This is a genomic window from Limisalsivibrio acetivorans, assembly GCF_000421105.1.
Lineage (GTDB): Bacteria > Chrysiogenota > Deferribacteres > Deferribacterales > Geovibrionaceae > Limisalsivibrio > Limisalsivibrio acetivorans.
The window spans coordinates 181782-203360 of the sequence record NZ_ATWF01000001.1; the positions used below are offsets into that span (position 1 = coordinate 181782).

Annotated in this window: 21 protein-coding genes; 18 read left to right on the forward strand and 3 right to left on the reverse strand. The window is 50.0% G+C overall.

Features of this window, described 5'->3' with window-relative positions; genetic code table 11:
• Positions 1–53 precede the first annotated feature (53 nt).
• From pgsA to K300_RS0100930, 17 genes are all read left to right on the forward strand, one after another.
• Positions 54–623, forward strand: coding sequence for a CDP-diacylglycerol--glycerol-3-phosphate 3-phosphatidyltransferase (pgsA, locus tag K300_RS0100850; protein WP_022849765.1), 570 nt, complete (start codon positions 54–56; stop codon positions 621–623).
• Complete coding sequence (locus K300_RS0100855; protein WP_022849766.1) at positions 604–1692, forward strand: DUF362 domain-containing protein; 1089 nt, start codon at positions 604–606, stop codon at positions 1690–1692. Before pgsA ends, K300_RS0100855 begins: the two co-directional genes overlap by 20 nt.
• Positions 1689–2282: a glycerol-3-phosphate 1-O-acyltransferase PlsY gene (gene plsY, locus K300_RS0100860; RefSeq protein ID WP_022849767.1), complete on the forward strand. Its 594-nt coding sequence runs from the start codon at positions 1689–1691 to the stop codon at positions 2280–2282. Before K300_RS0100855 ends, plsY begins: the two co-directional genes overlap by 4 nt.
• Entirely contained in the window at positions 2254–3420 is a 1167-nt protein-coding gene (ribD, locus tag K300_RS0100865) for a bifunctional diaminohydroxyphosphoribosylaminopyrimidine deaminase/5-amino-6-(5-phosphoribosylamino)uracil reductase RibD (protein WP_022849768.1), read from the forward strand. The genes plsY and ribD overlap by 29 nt, the downstream gene beginning before the upstream one ends.
• The gene (locus K300_RS0100870; RefSeq protein WP_022849769.1) at positions 3402–4049 is read left to right on the forward strand and encodes a riboflavin synthase; all 648 of its coding nucleotides are present in this window, start codon (positions 3402–3404) and stop codon (positions 4047–4049) included. The genes ribD and K300_RS0100870 overlap by 19 nt, the downstream gene beginning before the upstream one ends.
• A 23-nt stretch (positions 4050–4072) precedes the next feature.
• The gene (locus K300_RS0100875) at positions 4073–5287 is read left to right on the forward strand and encodes a bifunctional 3,4-dihydroxy-2-butanone-4-phosphate synthase/GTP cyclohydrolase II (protein ID WP_022849770.1); all 1215 of its coding nucleotides are present in this window, start codon (positions 4073–4075) and stop codon (positions 5285–5287) included.
• Positions 5288–5296: 9 nt separating this feature from the next.
• Positions 5297–5770: a 6,7-dimethyl-8-ribityllumazine synthase gene (gene ribH / locus K300_RS0100880; RefSeq protein ID WP_022849771.1), complete on the forward strand. Its 474-nt coding sequence runs from the start codon at positions 5297–5299 to the stop codon at positions 5768–5770.
• A complete protein-coding gene (gene nusB, locus K300_RS0100885) occupies positions 5763–6221 on the forward strand; it encodes a transcription antitermination factor NusB (protein WP_022849772.1) in 459 nt (152 codons plus the stop codon). Before ribH ends, nusB begins: the two co-directional genes overlap by 8 nt.
• The gene (locus tag K300_RS0100890) at positions 6193–6609 is read left to right on the forward strand and encodes a hypothetical protein (RefSeq protein WP_162139830.1); all 417 of its coding nucleotides are present in this window, start codon (positions 6193–6195) and stop codon (positions 6607–6609) included. Before nusB ends, K300_RS0100890 begins: the two co-directional genes overlap by 29 nt.
• Positions 6593–6841, forward strand: coding sequence for a DUF4911 domain-containing protein (locus tag K300_RS0100895; RefSeq protein WP_022849774.1), 249 nt, complete (start codon positions 6593–6595; stop codon positions 6839–6841). The genes K300_RS0100890 and K300_RS0100895 overlap by 17 nt, the downstream gene beginning before the upstream one ends.
• Positions 6835–8199: a TldD/PmbA family protein gene (locus K300_RS0100900; protein ID WP_022849775.1), complete on the forward strand. Its 1365-nt coding sequence runs from the start codon at positions 6835–6837 to the stop codon at positions 8197–8199. Before K300_RS0100895 ends, K300_RS0100900 begins: the two co-directional genes overlap by 7 nt.
• On the forward strand, positions 8199–9134 hold the full coding sequence (locus K300_RS0100905) for a 3'-5' exoribonuclease YhaM family protein (protein ID WP_022849776.1): 936 nt from the start codon (positions 8199–8201) through the stop codon (positions 9132–9134). Before K300_RS0100900 ends, K300_RS0100905 begins: the two co-directional genes overlap by 1 nt.
• A 67-nt stretch (positions 9135–9201) precedes the next feature.
• Positions 9202–9855, forward strand: coding sequence for a DUF502 domain-containing protein (locus tag K300_RS0100910; protein WP_022849777.1), 654 nt, complete (start codon positions 9202–9204; stop codon positions 9853–9855).
• Positions 9845–10663 (forward strand): shikimate dehydrogenase, encoded by an 819-nt coding sequence (aroE, locus tag K300_RS14095; protein ID WP_051135277.1) that lies wholly within the window; start codon positions 9845–9847, stop codon positions 10661–10663. Before K300_RS0100910 ends, aroE begins: the two co-directional genes overlap by 11 nt.
• Before the next feature lie 32 nt (positions 10664–10695).
• Entirely contained in the window at positions 10696–12384 is a 1689-nt protein-coding gene (gene pilB / locus K300_RS0100920) for a type IV-A pilus assembly ATPase PilB (protein ID WP_040463170.1), read from the forward strand.
• A gap of 21 nt (positions 12385–12405) precedes the next feature.
• A complete protein-coding gene (locus K300_RS0100925; protein ID WP_022849780.1) occupies positions 12406–13494 on the forward strand; it encodes a type IV pilus twitching motility protein PilT in 1089 nt (362 codons plus the stop codon).
• A gap of 6 nt (positions 13495–13500) precedes the next feature.
• Positions 13501–14709: a type II secretion system F family protein gene (locus tag K300_RS0100930; protein ID WP_022849781.1), complete on the forward strand. Its 1209-nt coding sequence runs from the start codon at positions 13501–13503 to the stop codon at positions 14707–14709.
• 244 nt (positions 14710–14953) lie between these two features.
• On the opposite strand, the gene K300_RS0100935 is transcribed toward K300_RS0100930, so the two are convergent.
• From K300_RS0100935 to K300_RS0100945, 3 genes are read right to left on the reverse strand one after another with little or no spacing between them, the layout of a single operon-like run.
• Positions 14954–16216 carry a TolC family protein gene (locus tag K300_RS0100935; protein WP_022849782.1) on the reverse strand — a complete coding sequence of 421 codons (1263 nt, stop codon included), beginning with the start codon at positions 16214–16216 and terminating at the stop codon, positions 14954–14956.
• Positions 16209–19331, reverse strand: coding sequence for an efflux RND transporter permease subunit (locus K300_RS0100940; RefSeq protein WP_022849783.1), 3123 nt, complete (start codon positions 19329–19331; stop codon positions 16209–16211). Before K300_RS0100940 ends, K300_RS0100935 begins: the two co-directional genes overlap by 8 nt.
• A 3-nt stretch (positions 19332–19334) precedes the next feature.
• A complete protein-coding gene (locus tag K300_RS0100945) occupies positions 19335–20414 on the reverse strand; it encodes an efflux RND transporter periplasmic adaptor subunit (protein WP_022849784.1) in 1080 nt (359 codons plus the stop codon).
• 468 nt (positions 20415–20882) lie between these two features.
• On the opposite strand from K300_RS0100945, the gene K300_RS0100950 reads away from it, so the two are divergent.
• Positions 20883–21548, forward strand: a complete 666-nt coding sequence (locus K300_RS0100950) for a TIGR00730 family Rossman fold protein (protein ID WP_022849785.1) — start codon at positions 20883–20885, stop codon at positions 21546–21548.
• Positions 21549–21579 lie beyond the last annotated feature (31 nt).

A 21579-nucleotide genomic window follows, 5' to 3' on the forward strand; every position in this document is an offset into this window, starting at 1 on the left:
AAAATCGAATGTGTCCGTTATAATCGCAGACCTATATCAAATGGAGAGAAGCCATGTCCGAAATGTCCAAAGAGCTTAATCTTCCCAATAAACTGACAATACTGAGGATCTTCGCCATACCGGTATTCCTTGTGATCCTCTATTACGATAAAAGCTACTTCAATGTTATCGCCTGCATTCTCTATACCATCGCCGCCCTTACGGATTATGTGGACGGATATATCGCACGGAAGTACAACCTTGTTACGGATCTGGGGAAGATCCTCGATCCCGTTGCGGATAAGATACTTGTTGCCGCCACGATGATAGCCCTTGTTGAGATGGGGCGCCTTGAGGGTGCAGTTGTTATGCTTATCCTTGCCCGTGATTTCGCCATGGGAGCCCTTCGCAACGTTGCCTCCAGCAAAGGTGTGATAATCGCCGCCGGAAAGATGGGCAAATGGAAAACAGCCTTCCAGATGGTTGGTGTGGGTATGATCATCTTCAAAAACGAGCTTTTCGGCGTAGATATCATGATGATCGGAAAGATCCTCGTATACATATCCCTCGTACTCTCCGTCTATTCTGCGGTGCAGTATTTCAACAGCTATTACGGAAAAGAGGATGAGCAGAGTACTGATTGAGGGGGTAGATTCCTACGGCAGTGAATCCCTGAACAGGTTTATTTATGACTACCTTGCCCCTTCGGCTGAAAGGCTCAGGAAATGTTCACTTATCCTCGTTAAGCCTAACCTTCTCCTTGCCGCACCGCCTGATAGAGCTATAACCACCCATCCGGCGGTTGTGGATGCTGTGATCACGGAGCTCAGGAAATTCACCGATGCAGAGATCGTTCTTGGCGACAGTCCCGGTGCAAACTTTAAGAACTACAATATCGTCCTTGATAAAACCTGTATGACACCCGTTCTTGAGAAGCATGGAATCGAAGCCGTACGCTTTGAATCCTCCGCTCCATCCAGCAGGGAGGGTAGGGTCTATGCCTCCATAGGCGACAGAGCGGACCTTATAGTAAACGTCTGCAAGCTTAAAACCCACTCCCTCACGGGGCTCACCCTTGCCGTCAAGAATATGTTTGGTCTTGTGCCGGGAACTGCAAAGGTTGGCTATCACAGGGAGCATCCCGTGGACAGCGATCTTGCCGCAAATATATACGACCTTTTCACCTTTTTCAAAGGGCGCATGCTCAACATCATGGACGGTATTACCGCCCATGAGGGTGACGGACCCTCCAGAGGAAGGGCAAAGGATACGGGGATTATGGCCGCATCGGACGATGCCGTGGCTCTGGATATCGCTGTTACAAGGTTACTGGGCTTTGAGGAGGGCTTCTGCCTTACAAATGCCGCCGCTGTTGAAAACGGCTACGACAGTTCTTCTATAGAGGTGACGGCTGAGAATGTGCCGGAGGGGTCGAGTATAAAGAGACCCATCTCCAAGATGCGCAATATCCTCCCCGGTTTCCTTAAGAAGTATCTGGCCGAGCAGGTTTATGTTAAGCCTGTCATTATCGGCGAAAAATGTATAAAATGCAGGCTCTGCGTGAAAAGCTGTCCTGTGGATGCCATATCCGAAGGTGAGCTTTTCAGCATAGACCATGATAAATGCGTGGAATGCTTCTGCTGCCATGAGGTCTGCGAGTCAGACGCTGTGGGGGTTAAGCGTTCCCTTCTGCACAGGATGTTTGTGAAATGAAATACGCCGCACTTCTTTTATGCTATTTTATCGGCTCCATCCCCACCGCTTATGTTATCGTTAAGGCCGTTAAAGGTATAGACATCCGCACGGTGGGAAGCGGAAACGTGGGAGCTACAAATGCCGGCCGTGTGATGGGAAAGGCCGGCTTCATCTCCGTATTCGCAGTGGATATGCTCAAGGGCTTTGTGCCGGTATACCTTGTTCAGTCCGTATGGCCGGAAATAACTCTGGCGGCGGCTGTTCTCGTTATCGGCGGGCATACGTATACAGTTTTCCTCAACTTCAAAGGGGGGAAAGGCGTTGCGACGGCTGTGGGTGTGTTTCTGGCCATGGCGCCTGTTTCACTCGGTGTAGCGGCGGTGGTCTTCGGTATCGTACTGCTCGCATCCAGAATGGTTTCCCTCAGCTCCATAACAGCGGCCGCCGCCCTTGCGGGTGCGGTTCTGGTTCTGGAGCCGGATCTCTCCATGAAGATTTTCACGGTGCTCATCGCCGGCTTTGTTATATATAAGCACAAGTCCAATATTGGCAGAATAATAAGAGGAGAGGAGAGCAGGATTGGCTCGAAGAACGGTAAATCCCCTTGATATAATGGATGAATGCGTCCAGCTCGCCCTTGGCGGCAGAGGCGCAACGAAGACAAACCCCATCGTAGGCTCCATCGTTGTTAAGGACGGCGAAGTTATCGGAAGGGGGTTCCACGAGGAATACGGATCAGCCCATGCAGAAGTAAACGCCCTGAACGAGGCGGGAGAACTCGCAAGGGGAGCGGATCTTTACGTAACGCTGGAGCCGTGTTCCCATCAGGGGAAAACCCCCCCTTGTACGGACAGGATCATCCAGTCCGGCATAAAGCGTGTCTTTGTGGGTGTTGTGGACCCGAACCCTGTTAATGCGGGTAAGGGGCTTGAGAAGCTTATGGAGGCTGGTTTAGAGGTTTTTCTCGGTTACCGTGAAGAGCTTTGCGCCGCTGTTATAGAGGATTTCACCAAGCTTACTCTTACAGGCAAACCCTACTTCACCCTTAAAACAGCCTCAACTCTGGACGGCAAGCTTGCCACCAGAACGGGTGAATCTAAATGGATAACCGGAAGCCCCGCAAGGGCTTATGTGCATTACCTCAGAAGCGTTTCCGATGCTGTCCTGGTTGGCGTTAATACGGTTATAGCGGATGATCCGGCACTGACCGTGCGGGATCATATCTTCGATGCGGAGGAGCCCTTTAAGATCGTTATGGACCCCTCCGGCAGGCTCCCTCTGGGGTGCAGGCTTTTGAACGAAACACCTGAAAAGCTTGTCTATGTAACATCCCCTGAGGGTGGTAAGATCTCCGAGGCCGTTATCGATAAAGGGGGAACAGTTCTCCGTCCCGGAATGGACGGCAGGTACATAAATATGGATGCCCTTGCAGAGGGGCTTGTGAAGCTCGGTATAATGAATGTATTAATCGAAGGGGGTGGCGAAACCGCTGGAGCCTTCTTCGATTCGAAACTGATAGATAGAGGCAATTTCTTTATAGCATTAAAGGTTATGGGCGGTCGTGATGCCGTAACCTGCATAGGTGGCGAGGGGATATCAAGCGTAGCGGATGCCTATCCGATGATAGACCCCGAGATAAAGCGTTTCGGCGAGGATCTTCTCGTCCATGGACGTTTCACAGACTACCGCAAATACGTTCTCGATTTAACGGAGAAACTGAGGAATAGATGTTCACGGGAATTATAGAGGAAACTGGAAGGATAAAGAGCGTAAGCCGCGGGGGTAACTCCGCCGTACTCTCCATCTCCTGCTCCAGGGTGCTGGAGGATACAAAAACCGGTGATTCCATAGCTGTTAACGGTGTATGTCTCACTGCGACCACGATCTCCGATGACGGCTTCACTGCGGATCTTTCCTTTGCCACCCTCGAGAACAGCTCCCTCAAAAACGTAAAATCGGGTGACAGGGTAAACCTTGAGCGTGCACTGACACTTAACACACGCCTGGGCGGACACCTTGTGAGCGGACATGTGGACGGGCTGGGTATCGTGGAGGATATAAAGCCTATGGGCGAATCCTACCTCCTTTCCATCCGCTTCCCCGAGGAGATATCCCGTTACATAACCGATAAGGGTTCCATATGTGTGGACGGTATAAGCCTCACCACCTCCGCCGTTCGGGGGAACATCTTTGATGTTGCGGTTATCCCCCATACCTATAAGGAGACTACCCTTTCGGACAGAGCCCGCTCCCATGCGGTCAACCTTGAAGTTGATGTGATAGCACGCTATCTTGAGAAGTTATTGAAAAAGGGTGGCGGTAACGATACATTATCTGGTAAATTACTCGACTTGGACCTTAATAATCCATTTTGAAACGATTCGGAGGTTTCTACCTAATGACATATAAGCATCTTGCCACGATCGAAGAGGCTCTCGACGATCTTAAAAACGGCAGAATGGTAATACTCGTCGACGACGAGGACAGGGAGAACGAGGGTGATCTCGTCCTTCCTGCGGAGTATGTTACTCCTGAAGCAATTAACTTCATGGCAAAATATGGGCGTGGGCTCATTTGTCTCTCTATGACAGAGAGCAGATGCGACAAGCTTGGTCTTAACCTTATGGTGGGTGAGGACAACAACTCAGCCCGTTTCGGAACCGCCTTCACAGTCTCCATTGAGGCTAAGGAGGGGGTTACCACCGGTATATCCGCCTATGACAGGGCGCAGACGATAAAGGTCGCCATCGATGATAACTCCGAGGCGGCAGATCTCGCAAGACCCGGACACATCTTCCCCCTCAGAGCAAGAGACGGCGGTGTTCTGGTTCGTGCAGGACAGACCGAGGGGTCTGTGGATCTCATGAAGTCGGCCGGGCTTAAGCCCGCAGGCGTTATCTGCGAGATCATGAACGACGACGGCAGTATGGCAAGAATGCCCCAGCTGGACGAGTTCGCCGAAGAGCACAACCTCAAGATAATCACCATCGCCGATCTTATCTCATACCGTATGGATCATGAGAAGCTCATCGAACAGACAAGCCCCGCGAATCTCCCCACATCCATGGGTGAGTTCAACATCTTCGGCTATAAGAGCGTTGTGGACGGTCAGGAGGCTGTGGTTCTCACAAAGGGGGAGCTAGGCGGCGAGAAGCCCGTTCTGGTGCGTGTGCATTCCCAATGCCTCACAGGTGACGTCTTCGGTTCACTCCGCTGCGACTGCCGCTCCCAGCTCCATGAGGCTATGAAGCTCATTGAGGAAGAGGGGAGAGGAATCCTGCTCTATATGTTCCAGGAGGGGCGGGGAATCGGCATTCTGAATAAGATTAACGCCTACCACCTGCAGGATGAGGGGATGGATACCATCGAAGCGAACCTGCACCTCGGGTTCCAGGAGGATCTGAGGGATTACGGTTTCGGGGCACAGATCCTGCGCCATTTCGGTGTTCGTGAGATGCGCCTTATTACGAACAACCCCAAGAAGATCCGCTGCCTCTCCGGCTACGGACTTGAGATAGTGGAGCGTGTGCAGACCGACAGCTGCATGAACCCCCACAACGAGAAATACCTTAAAACAAAGAAAGCCCGCATGGGGCACGACCTGAATATCTAGGAGGAAGCTATGGCGGTACTCAGGGAAGGAAGATACAGCGGTCAGGGACTGAAATTTGCAGTCGTGGCCGGAAGGTTCAACGATTTCATAACAAAAAGCCTCATCGGCGGAGCGGTGGATGCCCTTGTGCGTCACGATACGGCCGATGATGATATAGAGGTCTTCAAGGTTCCCGGAGCCTTTGAGATTCCCCTTCTCGCCCATAAGCTTGCAAAAAGCGGGCGTTACGATGCGGTTATCACCGTGGGTGCTGTTATCCGAGGTTCCACACCCCATTTCGATTACGTCTCAGCTGAGGTTTCAAAGGGCGTTGCGAAGGCCTCCTACGATTCCGGCGTTCCGGTGATCTTCGGTGTTTTAACCACCGACACCATCGAACAGGCTGTGGAAAGAGCCGGCACAAAGAGTGGAAACAAGGGGGCCGAGGCGGCCATGTCCGCCCTTGAGATGGTTAACCTCCTTAAGGATGCAGACCTTGCCTGATAAACGTTTTCGAAGCAGAAGCAGGGCGAGGGAATACGCCTTTCAGATGATGTACCGTTACTGCATGACCGGAGAGGACGCACAGTCGATTCCCTCTACCTTTTGGGAACCCCTTGGAGAGGTGAAGAGTGAGCAGCGTGAGTTCGCCGATACACTCTTCCAGGGTGCTTCAGAGAAGGTGGAGGAGCACAACGTGATGATCGAGGAGTTCCTGCGGGAAGGCTGGAACTACGACCGTCTTGGGGAAATAGAGAAGAACGCCCTACGGCTTGGCATATACGAGCTGTTTCTGGGTGAATCCCCCTACTATGCAGTGGTTAATGACTACGTCTCCATTTCCAAGAAATACGGTGATGACGGCATAGCGTCCCTCGTAAACGGGATGCTTGAGAATATACGCAAAACATACAAGCTTACGGACGGTGAGGATGCTGCCCAGAAAGAAGGTTAAGCTCCATAACAGGAATCTCTTTCCGGCGTTCATCGATTATGATGTTTCAAACCTCAAATGCAGAGGGATGAGCGCAAAGCTCGACCTTTTCAGCTACGGCCTTCTCAATGAGGTTCTCTCCTCCGTTTCACCAAAGGAGCTTGAGTTTATAAGAACCGAGGGTCTCTTTATAAAGAAGAACGGGCTTTTTACCGAGGAGGGCTTCTTTCTCCTTGATTTTGAGAATGTCATGAAAAACCCTGAGCATTTTAAGGAGAAGCTCAGCTCGGCCGGTTTCAGCGAGGTTTTCTTCGAGGATTCGGCGCGCTTTGATCTTGAGCCCTTCTTTAATAACCTCAAAGGTGTAAGCGTAAGATTGATGGAGTTCGATAATGACCCGTACGGTTAGGGTTCGGTGCGAGGTGGATAAGCGGAATATCCTCCTGTTGAACAGTCTTATAGATTCCTATGAGGGTCTTGCCATTGTCAGAACAGTGGATTCATCTTCCGGAAGGATGGTTATGTACTCCACCGAGGATGTTTATGAACGTCTCCTCGATGTGATTAACGCCCTTAATAAAGAAGGTATACCAATCAGAAATATTTCCACAGAACTCAGTGAGGAGATCGACCGTTGGTAGATAACGGCATCCTCCATGAAATAACAAAAAAGCTGGCATCCTGCGGCGATTACGCAGATATATTCGAAGAGGAAAGCTCCAGATTCTCCGCAGTTTTCGAAAACAGCAGGCTCGACTCCCTTAACAGGGAGGATGATGCAGGCATCGGGCTACGGATAATAAAGAATGGTAAAACCTACTTCGCCCATACATCCGGTATGGATAGAACATCCATTAATGAGGTTGCGGAAAGGCTTATGGCAGCTGCCGGTAAAGGTGAAGAGACGGACTGCGCTTTTTCCACCACCGAATCGGTAAGGTGCTACAGGCTGGATCCCGCAGATACGGATAACGCCCTCAAGGTAGACTACGCCCGCAGGATCGAAAAAGTGGCCAGAACCGACAGCAGGATTATTCAGGTACGCTCGGTTTATGGTGAGAACAGGCGGCGCATACGTGTGGTGAACTCCCTAGGTGCAGACCGGAGTGCGGATACATCGCAGGTTACGATGTTTGCCCATGTTTCAGCCGCTTCGGGTGACATCATTCAGACAGGCTTTGAGCCTTACGGCGGCGCCTTCGGTATGGAAGGTCTGGAGGGTGTTGATATAGAGGCCCTTGGCGAAACAGCCGCAGGCAGAGCTCTCAGGAACCTTGAGGCGGGGAGCGCACCCGCCGGACGCATGCCCGTTATCCTCTCCTCCAGCGCAGGGGGAACCATGGTCCATGAGGCTGTTGGGCACGGGCTTGAGGCGGATCTGGCCGAAGAGGGTATGAGTGTTTATCAGGGGCTCATCGGCGAAAAGGTGGCCTCGGATCTTATAACCGTTGTGGATGATGGAACCCTTGAATCTAGAAGGGGCTTCATTCCCTTCGACGATGAGGGGAGCGACGCCGGACGCACCGTGCTTATTGAGAACGGGATCCTCAAGGGATTCATGAGGGACAGGCTGTATGCTATGAAGACCGGCTCGGCTGTAACCGGAAACGGAAGGCGTGAAAGCTACAGACACAGGCCGATCGTCCGCATGACCAATACACTGATAGAACCGGGTACAACACCCCCTGAAAGTATCGTCTCCTCCGTGGACAGAGGCCTCTTTGTGAAGGACATGGGGGGTGGTCAGGTGAATACAGTGACCGGAGACTTCGTCTTCGAGGTAACAGAAGGATATCTCATAGAAGGGGGGGAGATAGCCTCCCCGGTACGCAATGCCACCCTCATAGGGAACGGCCCTGCGGTTATGAAAAGTATAGATATGGTTGGAAGTGACTTAGGGTTCGGCATAGGCACATGTGGCAAAGGGGGGCAGGGCGCACCCGTCTCCGATGCACAGCCTACGCTCAGGATACCCGAAATAACAGTTGGCGGTAGATAATGGAAATGCAGGTAAGCAAAGAATACATGATGACCGATTTGAACAAGAACGTGACCAGAGACGGGAGACCCTTCATCAAAGCCGTTATGGTGGACGAAGAGGGCACTCAGTACAACTCTATCATGTTTGACAGCAATAAGCTCGATTTCGAACCCGAGGTAGGGCTTATCGTCCATGTTGAGGGGGGGCTCCAGCAGTATGCGGGTCAAACCCAGCTCAAAATAAATATGATGCGCCTCTGTGAAGGTGCAGACCCTTCGGACTTTCTTCCCAGAAGCGGGCTCGATGCCGAGGCTATGCTTGAGGAGCTGAAGCGCATCGTTTATGAGTATGTTAAAACCGACTACCTCACCGCCTTCCTCGACAAATTCTTTGCAGATGAGGAGCTCATGGAGCGTTTCATGAAGAGCCCCGCCGCAAAGAGTGTGCACCACGCCTACATCAATGGACTCCTAGAACACACACTAAGCGTTACCAAGATCGCTGTGATGATGGGAAGATACTATAAGAACAAGGCAAATATTGAACACCTGATCTTCGGCGCACTCTTTCACGACATAGGCAAGATCTACGAGCTTAAAACGGCCCCCGGTTTCGACTACACAGATAGCGGCAAGCTCATGGGGCATCTCATACAGGGTATACAGCTCTTCCGCTCCATAGCGGACGGTATCGATAACTTCCCCGATGATGTTAAGGACCTCGTGTCCCACCTTGTGGCAAGCCATCACGGCTATCTGGAGTTCGGCTCTCCCCAGGTTCCCAAAACCGTTGAGGCGATGATTCTGCACCACATCGATGATATCGATGCAAAGATGAATACCTTCTACTCTATATTCAACAAAGAGGAAGTGGAAGAGGGGTGGACCTCCTATGACAGGCTCCTTGAGCGTCAGCTATTCAGACATCCTTACAGAAGCGGTGGCGAGAGATAAAAATATTTTCTCCCAAACATCTAAACTTCTTTGACAATACGATGTTAGAGGCGTATTCTTTCTTAATATGAAACGGTTTAGAATCTTTCTCAGAAACGCATTCTTCGCCGGGATACTTGCAACACTCCCCCTGTTTGTAACGTTCTACTTCATCAGGTTTGTGTTTGTTAAGTTCTCCGGCTTTCTGCTCCCATACTTTGACCTTCTGGTTATAAAGTACGATATCATTGTGCCTCCGTATATTGTTAAGATAATATCCTTTATTGTCATACTCATAGCGATCCTGTTCATAGGTCTTTTCGCAAAGAACTATGCGGGAAAAAAGCTTCTCGGAGCCATAGAACAGCTTGTTTCCAAAATCCCCTTTGTTAAAACAGTGTACGGGGTGATACGCCAGATTGTGGACGCCATATCCACCACAAGCGGAACCAACTTCAAGAAAGTTGTTATGATTGAATACCCTCGCAAAGGGGTATACAGCCTCGGATTCATAACAAAGGATACATCCGATTTCTTTAATGAGAAGACCGGGGAGCAGAACTACAGTGTTTTTGTCCCCACAACCCCCAACCCTACCTCTGGTTTCATACTTATTGTTCCGGAGTCAGAGGTCTTTGAGCTTAATATAACCATAGATGAGGGGATCAAGTACGTTATCTCCGCCGGTCTCCTAGAGCCTGTACATAAGAATGTATCTGTGGAAAGGATCGATGTACACTAATCTGGGGTTAGTCGGGTATCCTCTATCCCATTCTTTCTCACCCCTTATACAGACCTCATTTCTACATAACTCCGGCATTAACGGCGGCTACACATGCTTCGAGGAGAAGAATGCGGACAAGCTTCCCGAGCTTTTCGCCTTCCTGCGCTCAAAAAACTTCCGTGGAGTAAATGTCACTGTACCGCATAAGGTTGCGGTGCATGATCTCATGGACTCCCTGGACCCGCTGGCCGAGGAAGCAGGGGCTGTTAACACGGTTCTCTTCGAGGATGGCTCGCTCAAAGGCTTTAATACTGACGTTTATGGATTCGATAAAACCCTTGAACTGGAAGATGTTGCGGTGGACGGGGCAGATGTGCTCATGCTCGGGTGCGGCGGTGCTGCTACCGCTGTTCTGCTCTCGCTTAAGAAGAAGAGGGGAGTTAATCTCACGGTGCTAAACAGGGATCTCGAAAAAGCACATAAGGTTTTGAAGTCTCTTAATTTTGACAATGCAGAAATCTCTGATTATAATTACATGAGAAACAAACGTGAGTTTGATGTTATCATAAATGCAACATCCCTCGGTCTTGACGGAGGGAGCTTTCTTGATATGACAAACATAGGTTGCCGCTCTGCCGCAGTTGATCTTCAGTATAAACCATGGGTAACCCCCTTTCTCAAAACATACGAAGGGAGGGGTTGCAAGCTTGTTAACGGCTTTCCTATGCTGGTACATCAGGCGCACAGAGCCTTTTACATATGGACGGGCGTTAATGCTCCCATACATTTAGCCGATTTAAAAACAAAAACCGGAGCGGATATTTGAATCCCGGAAGAAAGCCGACCAAACTCGGCAGCATGCTGATTAAAGAGAATGTCATCACAGAGGAACAGCTGGAAAAAGCCCTCGAACGCCAAATGGGAAGAGGGGGCAGGCTTGGTTCCATCCTCATCGAGCTTGGATATGTTGATGAACACACCATTGCAAAGCTTCTCAGCAGGCAGTACGGAGTTCCCTATGTTGACCTTGCCGATGTTGAGGTTCAGCAGTCCGCTGTGGACGCCCTTTCCACCGATCTCTGTAAAAAATACAACGTAGTACCCTTCGCCCGGGAGGGGAAAACCCTTAAGGTCGCCATTACAGATCCCTCTAATGCCTATGCTCTGGAGGAACTCCGTTTCGTTTCCGGCTTCAATATGGAACCATATGTAACGGTGGAATCCTCCATGGACACCTTCATCAAGAAACGTCAGGAGAAGGACGAGGAGGAGAGCTCCGAGGATGTTCTGGATGAACTGACCGACTTCGACATGGGTGATCTTGAGATCGAAAGTGCCGAAGAGGCGGATGTAGCCCTTGACCAGCTCAGAAGGGAGGTGGAGGACACCCCCATTGTTAAGCTGGTTAACCATATCCTTAACGAAGCTGTAAAAACAGGCACATCGGATATACACATCGAGCCTTACGAGAAGGAGTTCCGTATACGTCTCAGGGTGGACGGCGTTCTCAGGGAGTTCATGAGCCCTCCCAGAAGCGTTAAGGATGCTGTTATCTCCAGACTAAAAATCCTCGCAGATCTGGACATTGCGGAGCGAAGATTGCCCCAGGACGGGCGTATAAAGCTTAAGCTCGGTTCGAAAACCGTGGACATGCGTGTCTCGACCCTCCCCGTCCTGTTTGGTGAAAAAGTGGTTATACGTCTGCTCGATAAGGGGAATCTCCAGCTCGACATGGAGAAGCTCGGATTCGAGGCGGTATCACTTGAAAGGCTAGTCAGGGCCATCGAAAGTCCCTACGGGATGGTTCTTGTAACAGGGCCCACCGGTTCCGGTAAGTCCACAACGCTCTATTCAGCACTCAGCCGCCTTAACACAGACGACGTTAATATCATGACCGCCGAGGATCCGGTGGAATACAACATATACGGAATCAACCAGGTACAGATGAAGGAGGATATCGGCCTCAACTTCGCAGCCGCCCTTCGCTCCTTCCTCCGTCAAGACCCCGATATCATCATGGTTGGTGAGATACGGGACTACGAAACGGGTGAGATCGCCATTAAAGCAGCCCTCACAGGTCACCTCGTTCTCTCCACTCTCCATACCAACGATGCGCCAAGTACCGTTAATCGTCTTCTTAACATGGGTATTGAGCCCTTCCTTGTTGCTTCCTCCACAAACCTTATCCTAGCCCAGCGTCTGGCAAGACGTTTATGCAAGGAGTGCGCCGAAGAGATCGATATGCCCGATGATGCCCTCCTCGGAATCGGCTTCAAAAAGGATGAACTGGGCACTTTTAAGCCCCAGAAGGGCAAGGGTTGTGACGTATGCGGCGGAACCGGCTACAAGGGGCGTCTCGCATTTTATGAGGTAATGGAAGTTACAGAAGCGATAAAAGACTGTATACTTAGGGGAGCAAACGCAAGTGAGATAAAGAAAACCGCATTGGCCGAGGGTATGGTTTCCCTCCGTCGAAGCGGGCTAGAGAAGATAAAGAAGGGGATGACCACCGTTGAGGAAGTTGTAAGGGTTACCTTCGAAGACTGATAAGCTTAAGGAGTGAGTGTTATGTACAGCCTGCAGGAACTGCTTAGCAAGATGATAGAGATCGATGCCAGTGATATGCACATAACCGTGGGAACAACCCCTACCTACAGGGTGAGCGGTGAGCTTGTCCGTATTGAGGGGGAGCAGTTCAAACCGGCTGAAACAAAACAGCTCTGCTACAGTATCCTCACGGAAAGCCAGAAACAGAGGTTTGAAGAGGACTGGGAGCTTGATCTCTCCTTCGGGCTCAAGGGTGTTTCCCGTTTCAGGGCAAACTTCTTCATGCAGAGGGGCGCCGTTGCCGCGGCCTTTCGCCGCATCCCCTATAAGATCCTCACCTTTGATGAACTCCGGCTCCCGAAGGTTGTAAGCTCCCTATGCGAAAAGTCACGAGGCCTCATCCTTGTAACAGGACCCACAGGTTCCGGTAAGTCGACCACGCTTGCCTCTATGGTAGATAAGATAAACACAGAAAAACCACACCATATAATTACCATAGAAGACCCCATAGAATACGTGCACGTTCATAAAACTTCCACTGTGAACCAGAGGGAGCTCCATGCGGATACCCAGTCATTTAAACATGCGCTTAAGTATCTCCTCCGTCAGGATCCCGATGTTGCACTAATCGGTGAAATGAGGGACCTTGAGACCATTGAGGCCGCCCTTACCATATCCGAAACAGGACACCTTACCTTCGGTACTCTCCATACGAACAGTGCCGTGCAGACAATCAACCGTATTATTGATGTTTTCCCCCCGCACCAACAGCCCCAGATCAGGGCACAGCTTTCCTTTGTTCTGGAAGGTGTTATATCCCAGCAGCTTATCCAGAAAAAGGACGGCAAAGGAAGGGCGCTTGTCTGTGAGGTTATGGTCCCTAACTCCGCAATCCGGAACCTCATACGTGAGGACAAGCTCCATCAGGTTTATTCGATGATGCAGTCCGGTCAGGCGGAGCACGGCATGCAGACCATGAGCCAGTCTCTTTTTGATGCCTATTCAAAAGGTCATATATCCTATGATGATGCGGTGAACAGAGCTGTTTATCCCGATGAGGTTCGGGCACTCATCGATAGAAGCGGCGGCAGAGGCCCGAGAAAGAGGTAATAGATAATGGCCGTATTTAAGTACAAAGGCGTTGATACTAACGGACAGCCCATTACAAGTACAATAGAGGCGGACAACAAGGAGCAGGCTGAGAATATCCTCAAAAGCCGGAAGATCTCTGTCAGCGAGGTAAAGAAGGATTTCAGCAAGATTGAAATCAAGCTCCCCGAAAAGATAACCGATGACGATATTCTCATATCCACCAGGCAGATGAGCGTTATGGTGGATGCGGGTCTTCCCATCGTTAAAGCCCTCGACATCATCGCAACCCAGGCAGATAAAAAGAAGATGCGGGACATCTTCGTGGACGTTAAAGGTAATATCGAAACAGGGTCAGAGTTCAACAAAGCCCTCATGAAGTATAAATATGACTTCGGCGAGCTTTATGTGAACATGGTTGCCGCTGGTGAGGCAGGTGGTCTGCTTGACACGATCCTAGACCGTCTCGGTATTTATCTCGAAAAAGCTATTTCACTCAGACGAAAAGTAAAATCAGCAATGATGTACCCTACGGTGGTTCTTGTCGTTGCCGTTCTCGTTGTTTACGGTCTTATGGTTTTCATCATCCCCAAGTTCAAGGAGATGTATGAGGATTTCGGAGGCGAGCTCCCCGCCCTTACCCAGTTTGCCATAACCCTTTCGGACTTCCTTTCGAAATGGTACGGGGGCGGATTGATCTTTGCCACGCTGATAGTTTCATTCATTACATTGAAAATGATATACTCCCGGTCTCCGCAGGGGCGGTACAAGATGGACCAGTTCTTCCTTCGAATACCTAAGATCGGGGATCTTATCCGTAAGGTTGCCGTTGCCAAATTCTCCAGAACCTTCGGTACGCTCCTCAACAGTGGCGTGTCCATTCTGGATTCGCTCGATATTGTGGCGAAGACCAGCGGTAACAAGGTTATTGAAAAGGCTCTCCTTGAGAGCAAGAAGGATATCGAAGGGGGTAAAACCATCGTTGAACCCCTTGAGAAGTCCGGCGTGTTTCCCTCTATGGTTATCCAGATGATAGCAGTTGGTGAGGAGACAGGTTCACTCGATCAGATGCTTACAAAGATTGCAGACTTCTACGATGACGAAGTGGATAGAGCCGTTGAGGGTCTCACAAAGCTCATCGAGCCTTTTCTGATGATCTTCGTTGGTGGAGCCGTGGGCTTTGTTATTATCGCCATGTATCTACCCATCTTCAAGCTTGGTGATGTAATCAACTAAGGCAACTGGTGGTGCTGGATTGGTGGTGCAGGACGAGATACACCATAGATTCCTCTGGCGGCTCTGGTCACTTTGTCTGTGTAGACTGAGATGGTGGCTATGGCGTGACAACCTGCTGGCTTTCTCCGGTATCCCAACTTAAGTATCAGGGATAAAGTTCATCAACCAATACTTATTAAATTCAACCATAAAAAAGCCGGCCCAATGAGCCGGCTTCGTTTATATCACTAATTATATCAGTTCCTTAGAAAACTTCCTTTTCCACTACTCTGTTTATCTCGACCATTGCCTTATACATATCGTAGAGCGCTTTGTTGTAGTTGTTTCTTGCCCTTGTAAGGTATGTTCTGGCATCGAGAAGGTCGGTGGTGGTGGATACCCTCTGCTTATACTGGTTCTCGGTTATACGGTAGTTCTCTTCAGCGTACTCAACCTCTTTCTCCGAAACCTCAAGGCTGCTCACAGCAAGCTCATACTGCTCAAGGGCGTAGTTGAGGGCATACTTAAGATCCGTCTTTGTTTTAAGTAGTCTCTGGCGGAGAGAGTTTGCATAGGCTTTCTGGGCGGCGGCGGTGTTCTTTCTGCTGTTGCCGTCGAAGATGCTCCATGAAACGCTGGCAGAAACTACGAACTCGTCATCGTAGGTGTAGTCTCTGTCAGCAGGGACGAAGTCATCGCCATATGTCTTATATGCACCGGATACATCCACTCTGGGGCGGTCACCGGCAAGGGTGGACTTTGCACCGAGTTCCGAAGACTGCACAAGACCATCGAGGTACTTGAGCTCACTCCTGTTCTCTGTCAGCTCTGAATAAAGCTTTTTCTCGTCGAGCTTCTTCTTTTCAACGCCGCTTATGTCAACAAACTCGTCGTTCTCTGAGATATCCTCGTTAATGTATGACTCAAGCTCATGCATGTAAGTCCTTAACTTGCTTTCGGCCACAAGTAGCTTTTGATGCTCGGAGGCAAGCTCTGATTCTACCTTGAGCACCTCATTCTTTGCCACAACACCAACCTCAAAGGAGAGCCTTGTATCTTTGAGCTGTCTTTCAAGGAGCTGTACAGCTTCTTTCTCAACCTCGATATCCTTCTTAGCCTTAAGGATGTTGATGTAGGCAGTTTTTACATCAAGGATAAGATCCGCCTCCACACTCTTCTCATAGTGCTTCTGTGCCTGGTATTTCTCCTTTGCAGACTGCAGGTTTATATCCTTGGCTCCACCGCTGTATACGTTGTAGCTGATGGTTATATCGGCGGAGGAGTTCTCCTGCTCGCCGTACTTCTCATCCCTGCTTGTGCGGGAGTAGCCGTATCCGGCGCTTATCCCAGGCTTATAAGGAGCCCTGCTGGCCTCCACAGTGTTCTTTTCCTGCTCACTCAAGAATCTGTATTCCTTGATCTCATGGTTATTTGCCAGTGCCTTCTCCACCGCTTCATCGATGGTTAGTCCATATGCGGACGATGCAACAACGGGGACAAGGGCGAGGCTAAGGAGTATTCTACGCATTTTCTTCCTCTTTATCGGTTTTTTCAAATTTGATTACAAACATCAGTAGAGACGGAATAAGGAATATCGTCAATACCGTCGACAGTGCCAAACCACCAAGAACAACACTTCCCAGCCCCCTGTAAAGCTCCGAGCCGGAACCAGTGCTGATAACAAGGGGAAGCATACCGAAGATACTGGTGAATGCACTCATGTATATCGGTCTGAGCCTTGTGCGCACCGCTTCAAGAACAGCGTCCTTATAGTACATGGAGTGGTCCCTGATGTTGTTAAGAGACTGGTGCACGATGAGAATAGCGTTGTTCACCACGACTCCTATAAGGATAACGAAGCCCAGCATCGTAAGGATATCCATCGGCTGGGAGCCCATGGTTAAATTCACCAGTTTAAGCCCAATGAATCCGCCCGAAGCGGCCAGCGGGATGGTGAAGATGATCACTAGCGGATATATGAAGTTACCGAACAGTGCGGACATAAGCAGATAGATGATCACAGAGGCCAGTACAAAGTTCCACTGCAGTGCGTTTTTGGTCTCCACAAGCTTATCCGCCGTACCGCTGAGGTTTACCTCAAGTCCGTTCAGCATCCCCTTGGATTTAACCGCAGGGACAGCCTGCTGGGAGATGATCCCCATAGCTTCCTCAATGGGCATGCTCTTCGGCGGGGTTACCTGCAGGGTGGTGGTACGCTTTCGTTCGATGTGACGTATCTGCGGAATACCCGTTGTGCTCTGGAAGTCTGCAACGCTCATTATAGGCACAATACCCCCCGCAGGAGTGGCGATGAGGCTGTTTTTGATATCTTCGGGAGTCTCTATTACGTTATTGGCGGACTGAACCACAAGATCGATCTTCTTGCTCCCCTCACGACTGAAGTCACCGACGGTTCTTCCGTTCATAAGAACATCGACCATTGTGCCGAGGGAGCTGGAGTTAAGCCCTGCCGCTCTCAGCTTTTCCCTGTCGGGAACAACCTGAACCTCGGGGTAGGTGAGCTCGATGGAAGGGATAGGGCGTATCTGTGAACCAGGGATCATCTGGCTTATCATGCCGTACATCATGCCCGCCGCACCGGATATCTGCTGGAGGTTAACACCGCTTATATCTACGTTTATGCTTCGTCCTTCGCCGATACCCTGCTCAAAGATGCTCGCCTGCATAGAAACGCCGTACATTCCGGGGAAGCTCGTTATCGCCTTCTGGAAGAAGGGGATAAGCTCGCCCGCTCTGTCTTCATGTATGCTCACAGCACCGGTGATCATAATCCTGTCCGCTCCCACATAGAAGAGCTGTTCCACGCCGGGGAGGCCGTTGTGGTCCTGTCCCATAAGGGGTTTGGTCTTTTCGTAAAGTTCTTCACCGATGTCGTATCTATGCTCGTAGGAGAGCCCTGGCGGTGGAACGAAGATGTTCAGAATAAGGTTACGGTTACCCTCAGGAAGGTACTCCATCTTGGGCATCAGTATATAAGCACTGGAGAATGCGAATCCCACGAGGATGATTGTTGTCACTATCCTTGTCATCCAGTTAAGCGTGCAGAGCTTAACCAGCGGGAGTACGAGGGATGCAAAGCCTTTGCCAAGCATAACAAGGGGGTTTTTGCTATCCTTCTTCTCTTTTATCTTCTTATGTTTCAGTATCAGGTTCGACAGCATCGGTATAACCAGAACAGAAACAAAGAAGCTGATTATAACCGCAGAGGTAACGGCGATGGCGATATCTCTGAAAAGCTGTCCCGCTTCCTCCTCGAGGAAAACGATGGGGAGGAAAACAGCTATGGTGGTTGTGGTGGATGCAAAAACAGCTCCCCAAACCTCTTTTGCTCCGTCGTAGGATGCTTTGAACGCTGTTTTGCCCATGTTCCTGTGACGGTCGATATTCTCCAGAACAACGATGGCGTTGTCCACAAGCATGCCCACAGCAAAAGAGATCCCCGCAAGGCTCACAACGTTGATGTTCCTTCCGAAGAAATTCATGAACATAAATGTTCCGATAACGGAAATCGGTATCGCCGTGGCAACGATAACCGTTGAAGTAAGGCTTCGGAGGAAGGTTAGCAGTACTATGACAGCGAGGATACCTCCGATGAGGATATTCTGCTTAACAAGGTCGATGGCGCTGTTTATGTAGGGGCGCTGATCGTAAACCCAGTCGAGGTAAAGACCATTTTCTTTGAGTATGCCGCCGTTCAGCCCCTTTACCACTGCCTCCATCTTATCGGTGAGGGCGAGGACGTTTGTGCCCGGCTCGGGCTCAACACCTGTTACGATACCCTCTTCGCCGTTGTGGAGCATGGCGTTGTCATTGATCTCGTAATCGAGGGCGACATCGGCCACATCCTTCAGGAAAACCCTCTGTTGACCGTCGGAGAGGAGGACAACATTCTCTATATCCACCACAGAGCCATACTCCGCAACCGTACGGATCCTGTAGTTTTTACGGCTCAAACCGAGTGTACCGGCAGAGGTGTTCTGGTTCTCCGCCTGTATGGTCCGTATTACATCATCGAAGGTGAGTCCGTATGCGGCTAGTTTTTCGGGGAAGACGGATATCTCCATCTGGGTTTCCGTTCCACCGAAGACGAAAAGATCCGCCACTCCGGTAACACGCTCCAGATTCTGCTTAACCTCGTCCTCAAAGAATGTTCTGTATGTATCGATATGCTGTGTTTCCGCATTTTCCAGAGGTTTGAGAATCATCCATATAACTGGGGAAGTCGCCGCACCGGTGGCACTGATGACAGGCTTGTCCACGTTCTGGGGATAGCTCGGAACCTCATTGATCTTGTTTGAAACACGCAGAAGGGCGTTGTCCAGATCCGTTCCAAGGCGGAACTTAAGGGAGATCTCACCCATACTGTTGTATGCGGTGGATTCCATCTCGATAAGCCCCGGGATACCCTTGAGGGTCTCCTCCTGCTCCTCGATGATCTCGCTCTCCACCTCGTAGGGTGTTGCACCCTGCCATGTTGTTGTAACGGTTATCTCCGGCTTAACCACCGAGGGGCTGAGCTGATAGGGCATGTTGCTCAATCCGAGCAGACCGAATATCAGTATCAGGATCACCCCGACGGTGATCATAACCGGTTTTGTTATCGCAAGTTTAACTAAATCCATATATTATTTACCGTCTTTTTCCTTTACAGGCTGACCGTTGCGCACACGTGTGTTTCCTTCGATCACAACCCTCATGCCGGGCTGGAGTGCGGGTGACTTAACGCCAACCATCTTATCCCTATACCCCACAACCTCTATGGGCATCTGCTGTGCGGCTCCGTCAACAACGGCCACGGCGAATGTTTTGCCGTAGGCGGGTGTGATTCCGTCTCTGGGGAATATGAGCGCCTCTATACTGGGGCCGGTAGGGAGTATAACCTTTGCCTGCATGCTCTCAATGAGGGTTCCGTCATTGGTTACATTTATCTTAACGGGGAATGTACGAGTCTTGACATCTCCTCTCGGAACAACGGTTTCCACCTCACCTTTGTAGCTTCTGCCGCCGATACTGAGCGAAACACCCATGCCCGACTGAACAACCCCTGCAACGGATTCCGTAACGTTTACTATCACATCGACATAGTCTGTCCGCGCGAGGGAGCCTATCATGCTACCAGTGTTTATCCACTCACCCCTGTCCACGGATTTCTCCACGACGGTTCCTGTGAAGGGTGCCTCTATACTCTTTTGTGAAAGCTCGGTCATTAGCTTTGCGAGTGAGGCTTCCTTGGCGGTTACCACCTTTTTCTGGGCGGCAGCGGCGTATTTCTTATCGTCGAAGGTTTGCTCGGAAACCGAGTTCTGCTCATAAAGGCTCTTAACCCTGTTGAAGTCCCGCTCATACTGCTCAAGACGGGTTTTTTCATACTCCAGATTAGCCCTCTCCACTTCGATGGATTTACGTAGGAGATCATCATTAAGGCGCACCATAACGGTTCCCTTCTTAACCTCTTCCCCCTCCTTGAAGCTTATGGACTCGGCGATGCCGGAGCTCTGGGAGGATACGGAAGAGAGCTCGGGGTAGTATACGGTCCCAACAAACTCCCCAGTGGGGGACATCAGACCCTTCTCCACCACTGCGGTAACCACATTAGCGGGGGGTTGTTGCTGCTGTTGTTTCTGCTCCTGCTTCTCCTCTGCAAATGCGCTGAGAGAGATAACTGCTAAAAGCAGTGTTAATAATACGGCTGTAGTTCTCTTCATAGTTTCCTCGATGTAGATATAAGAATTTTAAACAGACCTGCCCGCGAAAAAGCAAGACTGCTGGATAATAAGCAATGCTACATTGCTGGTCGCATAGTAATAAGTGGACCTGCAAATCATTTTTACCACCTTTTGCCCTATTCTCAAGCTATCTTTTGAAAAACAAAGCCAATAAGCGGTCTGTAGAATCCTCCAGATTTCAGGAATGTAAGTATACTCCCAATAATAATGTGGTCAACAGGAAATTGAACTGAGCAGTCAGAAAATGACCTAGCGTTTATAGACAGTCTGTCTGATATTGTTTTCTTTCTGCCGTGATCTGTTTTCAACTTTAAGGTTTACTATAATACCCCTATGATATAAATTTATTCTGAGCAGGCATACAAAAGGATGATATTGGTCTCATTATCTTGTATGGAAGCTGTCATCAAACATTAACATTTAGGAGTTTCTGATTTGTCCGAACAAATGAATCTTAACAGCCTGCAGTATCTTATAGATGAGATGAAGGTGGGCGATACGTGGCGAATATTTAAGATACTCGCTGAATTTGTTGATGGTTTTGAAACCCTCTCCAAGGCAGGCCCCTGTGTAAGCGTTTTCGGCTCCGCCCGGGTGCGTGAGGGTGATTATAACTATGAGCTGGCGAGGAAAGTGGGCAGGCTTTTTGCCGATGAGGGTATAGCCGTTATGACAGGAGGCGGACCCGGTATAATGGAAGCCGCCAACAGGGGTGCCTACGAGAAGGAAGGGCGTTCTGTGGGTGTAAATATCGAGCTCCCCTTCGAGCAGAAACCCAATCCGTATACCAATATAAGTGTCTCGCTGAATTACTTCTTTGTCCGTAAGGTCATGCTTGTTAAGTACTCCAAAGCCTTCGTGATAATGCCCGGAGGTTTTGGAACCATGGATGAGATGTTCGAGGCACTAACCCTTATCCAGACAAGGAAGATAAAGCCTTTCCCCGTGATCCTTGTGGGTAGCGACTACTGGAAGGGCCTTCGCGACTGGATAGAGGGAAGAATGCTTGACGAAGGCTTCATAACTGAGCAGGATGTGGATCTGGTGCCTGTGGTGGACGACCCCTTTGAGGTTGTGGACATAGTACGCAGGTTTCTTGATCAAAATAGTTGATAAATAAGGCAGGAACGGTATATATATTATG

Bases quoted from the DNA above. Each gene is read 5' to 3' on its own strand.
- pgsA (WP_022849765.1), top strand. From the start codon at position 54: ATGTCCGAAATGTCCAAAGAGCTTAATCTTCCCAATAAACTGACAATA.
- K300_RS0100855 (WP_022849766.1), top strand. From the start codon at position 604: ATGAGCAGAGTACTGATTGAGGGGGTAGATTCCTACGGCAGTGAATCC.
- plsY (WP_022849767.1), top strand. From the start codon at position 1,689: ATGAAATACGCCGCACTTCTTTTATGCTATTTTATCGGCTCCATCCCC.
- K300_RS0100870 (WP_022849769.1), top strand. From the start codon at position 3,402: ATGTTCACGGGAATTATAGAGGAAACTGGAAGGATAAAGAGCGTAAGC.
- K300_RS0100875 (WP_022849770.1), top strand. From the start codon at position 4,073: ATGACATATAAGCATCTTGCCACGATCGAAGAGGCTCTCGACGATCTT.
- ribH (WP_022849771.1), top strand. From the start codon at position 5,297: ATGGCGGTACTCAGGGAAGGAAGATACAGCGGTCAGGGACTGAAATTT.
- K300_RS0100895 (WP_022849774.1), top strand. From the start codon at position 6,593: ATGACCCGTACGGTTAGGGTTCGGTGCGAGGTGGATAAGCGGAATATC.
- K300_RS0100905 (WP_022849776.1), top strand. From the start codon at position 8,199: ATGGAAATGCAGGTAAGCAAAGAATACATGATGACCGATTTGAACAAG.
- K300_RS0100910 (WP_022849777.1), top strand. From the start codon at position 9,202: ATGAAACGGTTTAGAATCTTTCTCAGAAACGCATTCTTCGCCGGGATA.
- aroE (WP_051135277.1), top strand. From the start codon at position 9,845: ATGTACACTAATCTGGGGTTAGTCGGGTATCCTCTATCCCATTCTTTC.
- pilB (WP_040463170.1), top strand. From the start codon at position 10,696: ATGCTGATTAAAGAGAATGTCATCACAGAGGAACAGCTGGAAAAAGCC.
- K300_RS0100925 (WP_022849780.1), top strand. From the start codon at position 12,406: ATGTACAGCCTGCAGGAACTGCTTAGCAAGATGATAGAGATCGATGCC.
- K300_RS0100930 (WP_022849781.1), top strand. From the start codon at position 13,501: ATGGCCGTATTTAAGTACAAAGGCGTTGATACTAACGGACAGCCCATT.
- K300_RS0100935 (WP_022849782.1), bottom strand. From the start codon at position 16,216: ATGCGTAGAATACTCCTTAGCCTCGCCCTTGTCCCCGTTGTTGCATCG.
- K300_RS0100940 (WP_022849783.1), bottom strand. From the start codon at position 19,331: ATGGATTTAGTTAAACTTGCGATAACAAAACCGGTTATGATCACCGTC.
- K300_RS0100945 (WP_022849784.1), bottom strand. From the start codon at position 20,414: ATGAAGAGAACTACAGCCGTATTATTAACACTGCTTTTAGCAGTTATC.
- K300_RS0100950 (WP_022849785.1), top strand. From the start codon at position 20,883: ATGAATCTTAACAGCCTGCAGTATCTTATAGATGAGATGAAGGTGGGC.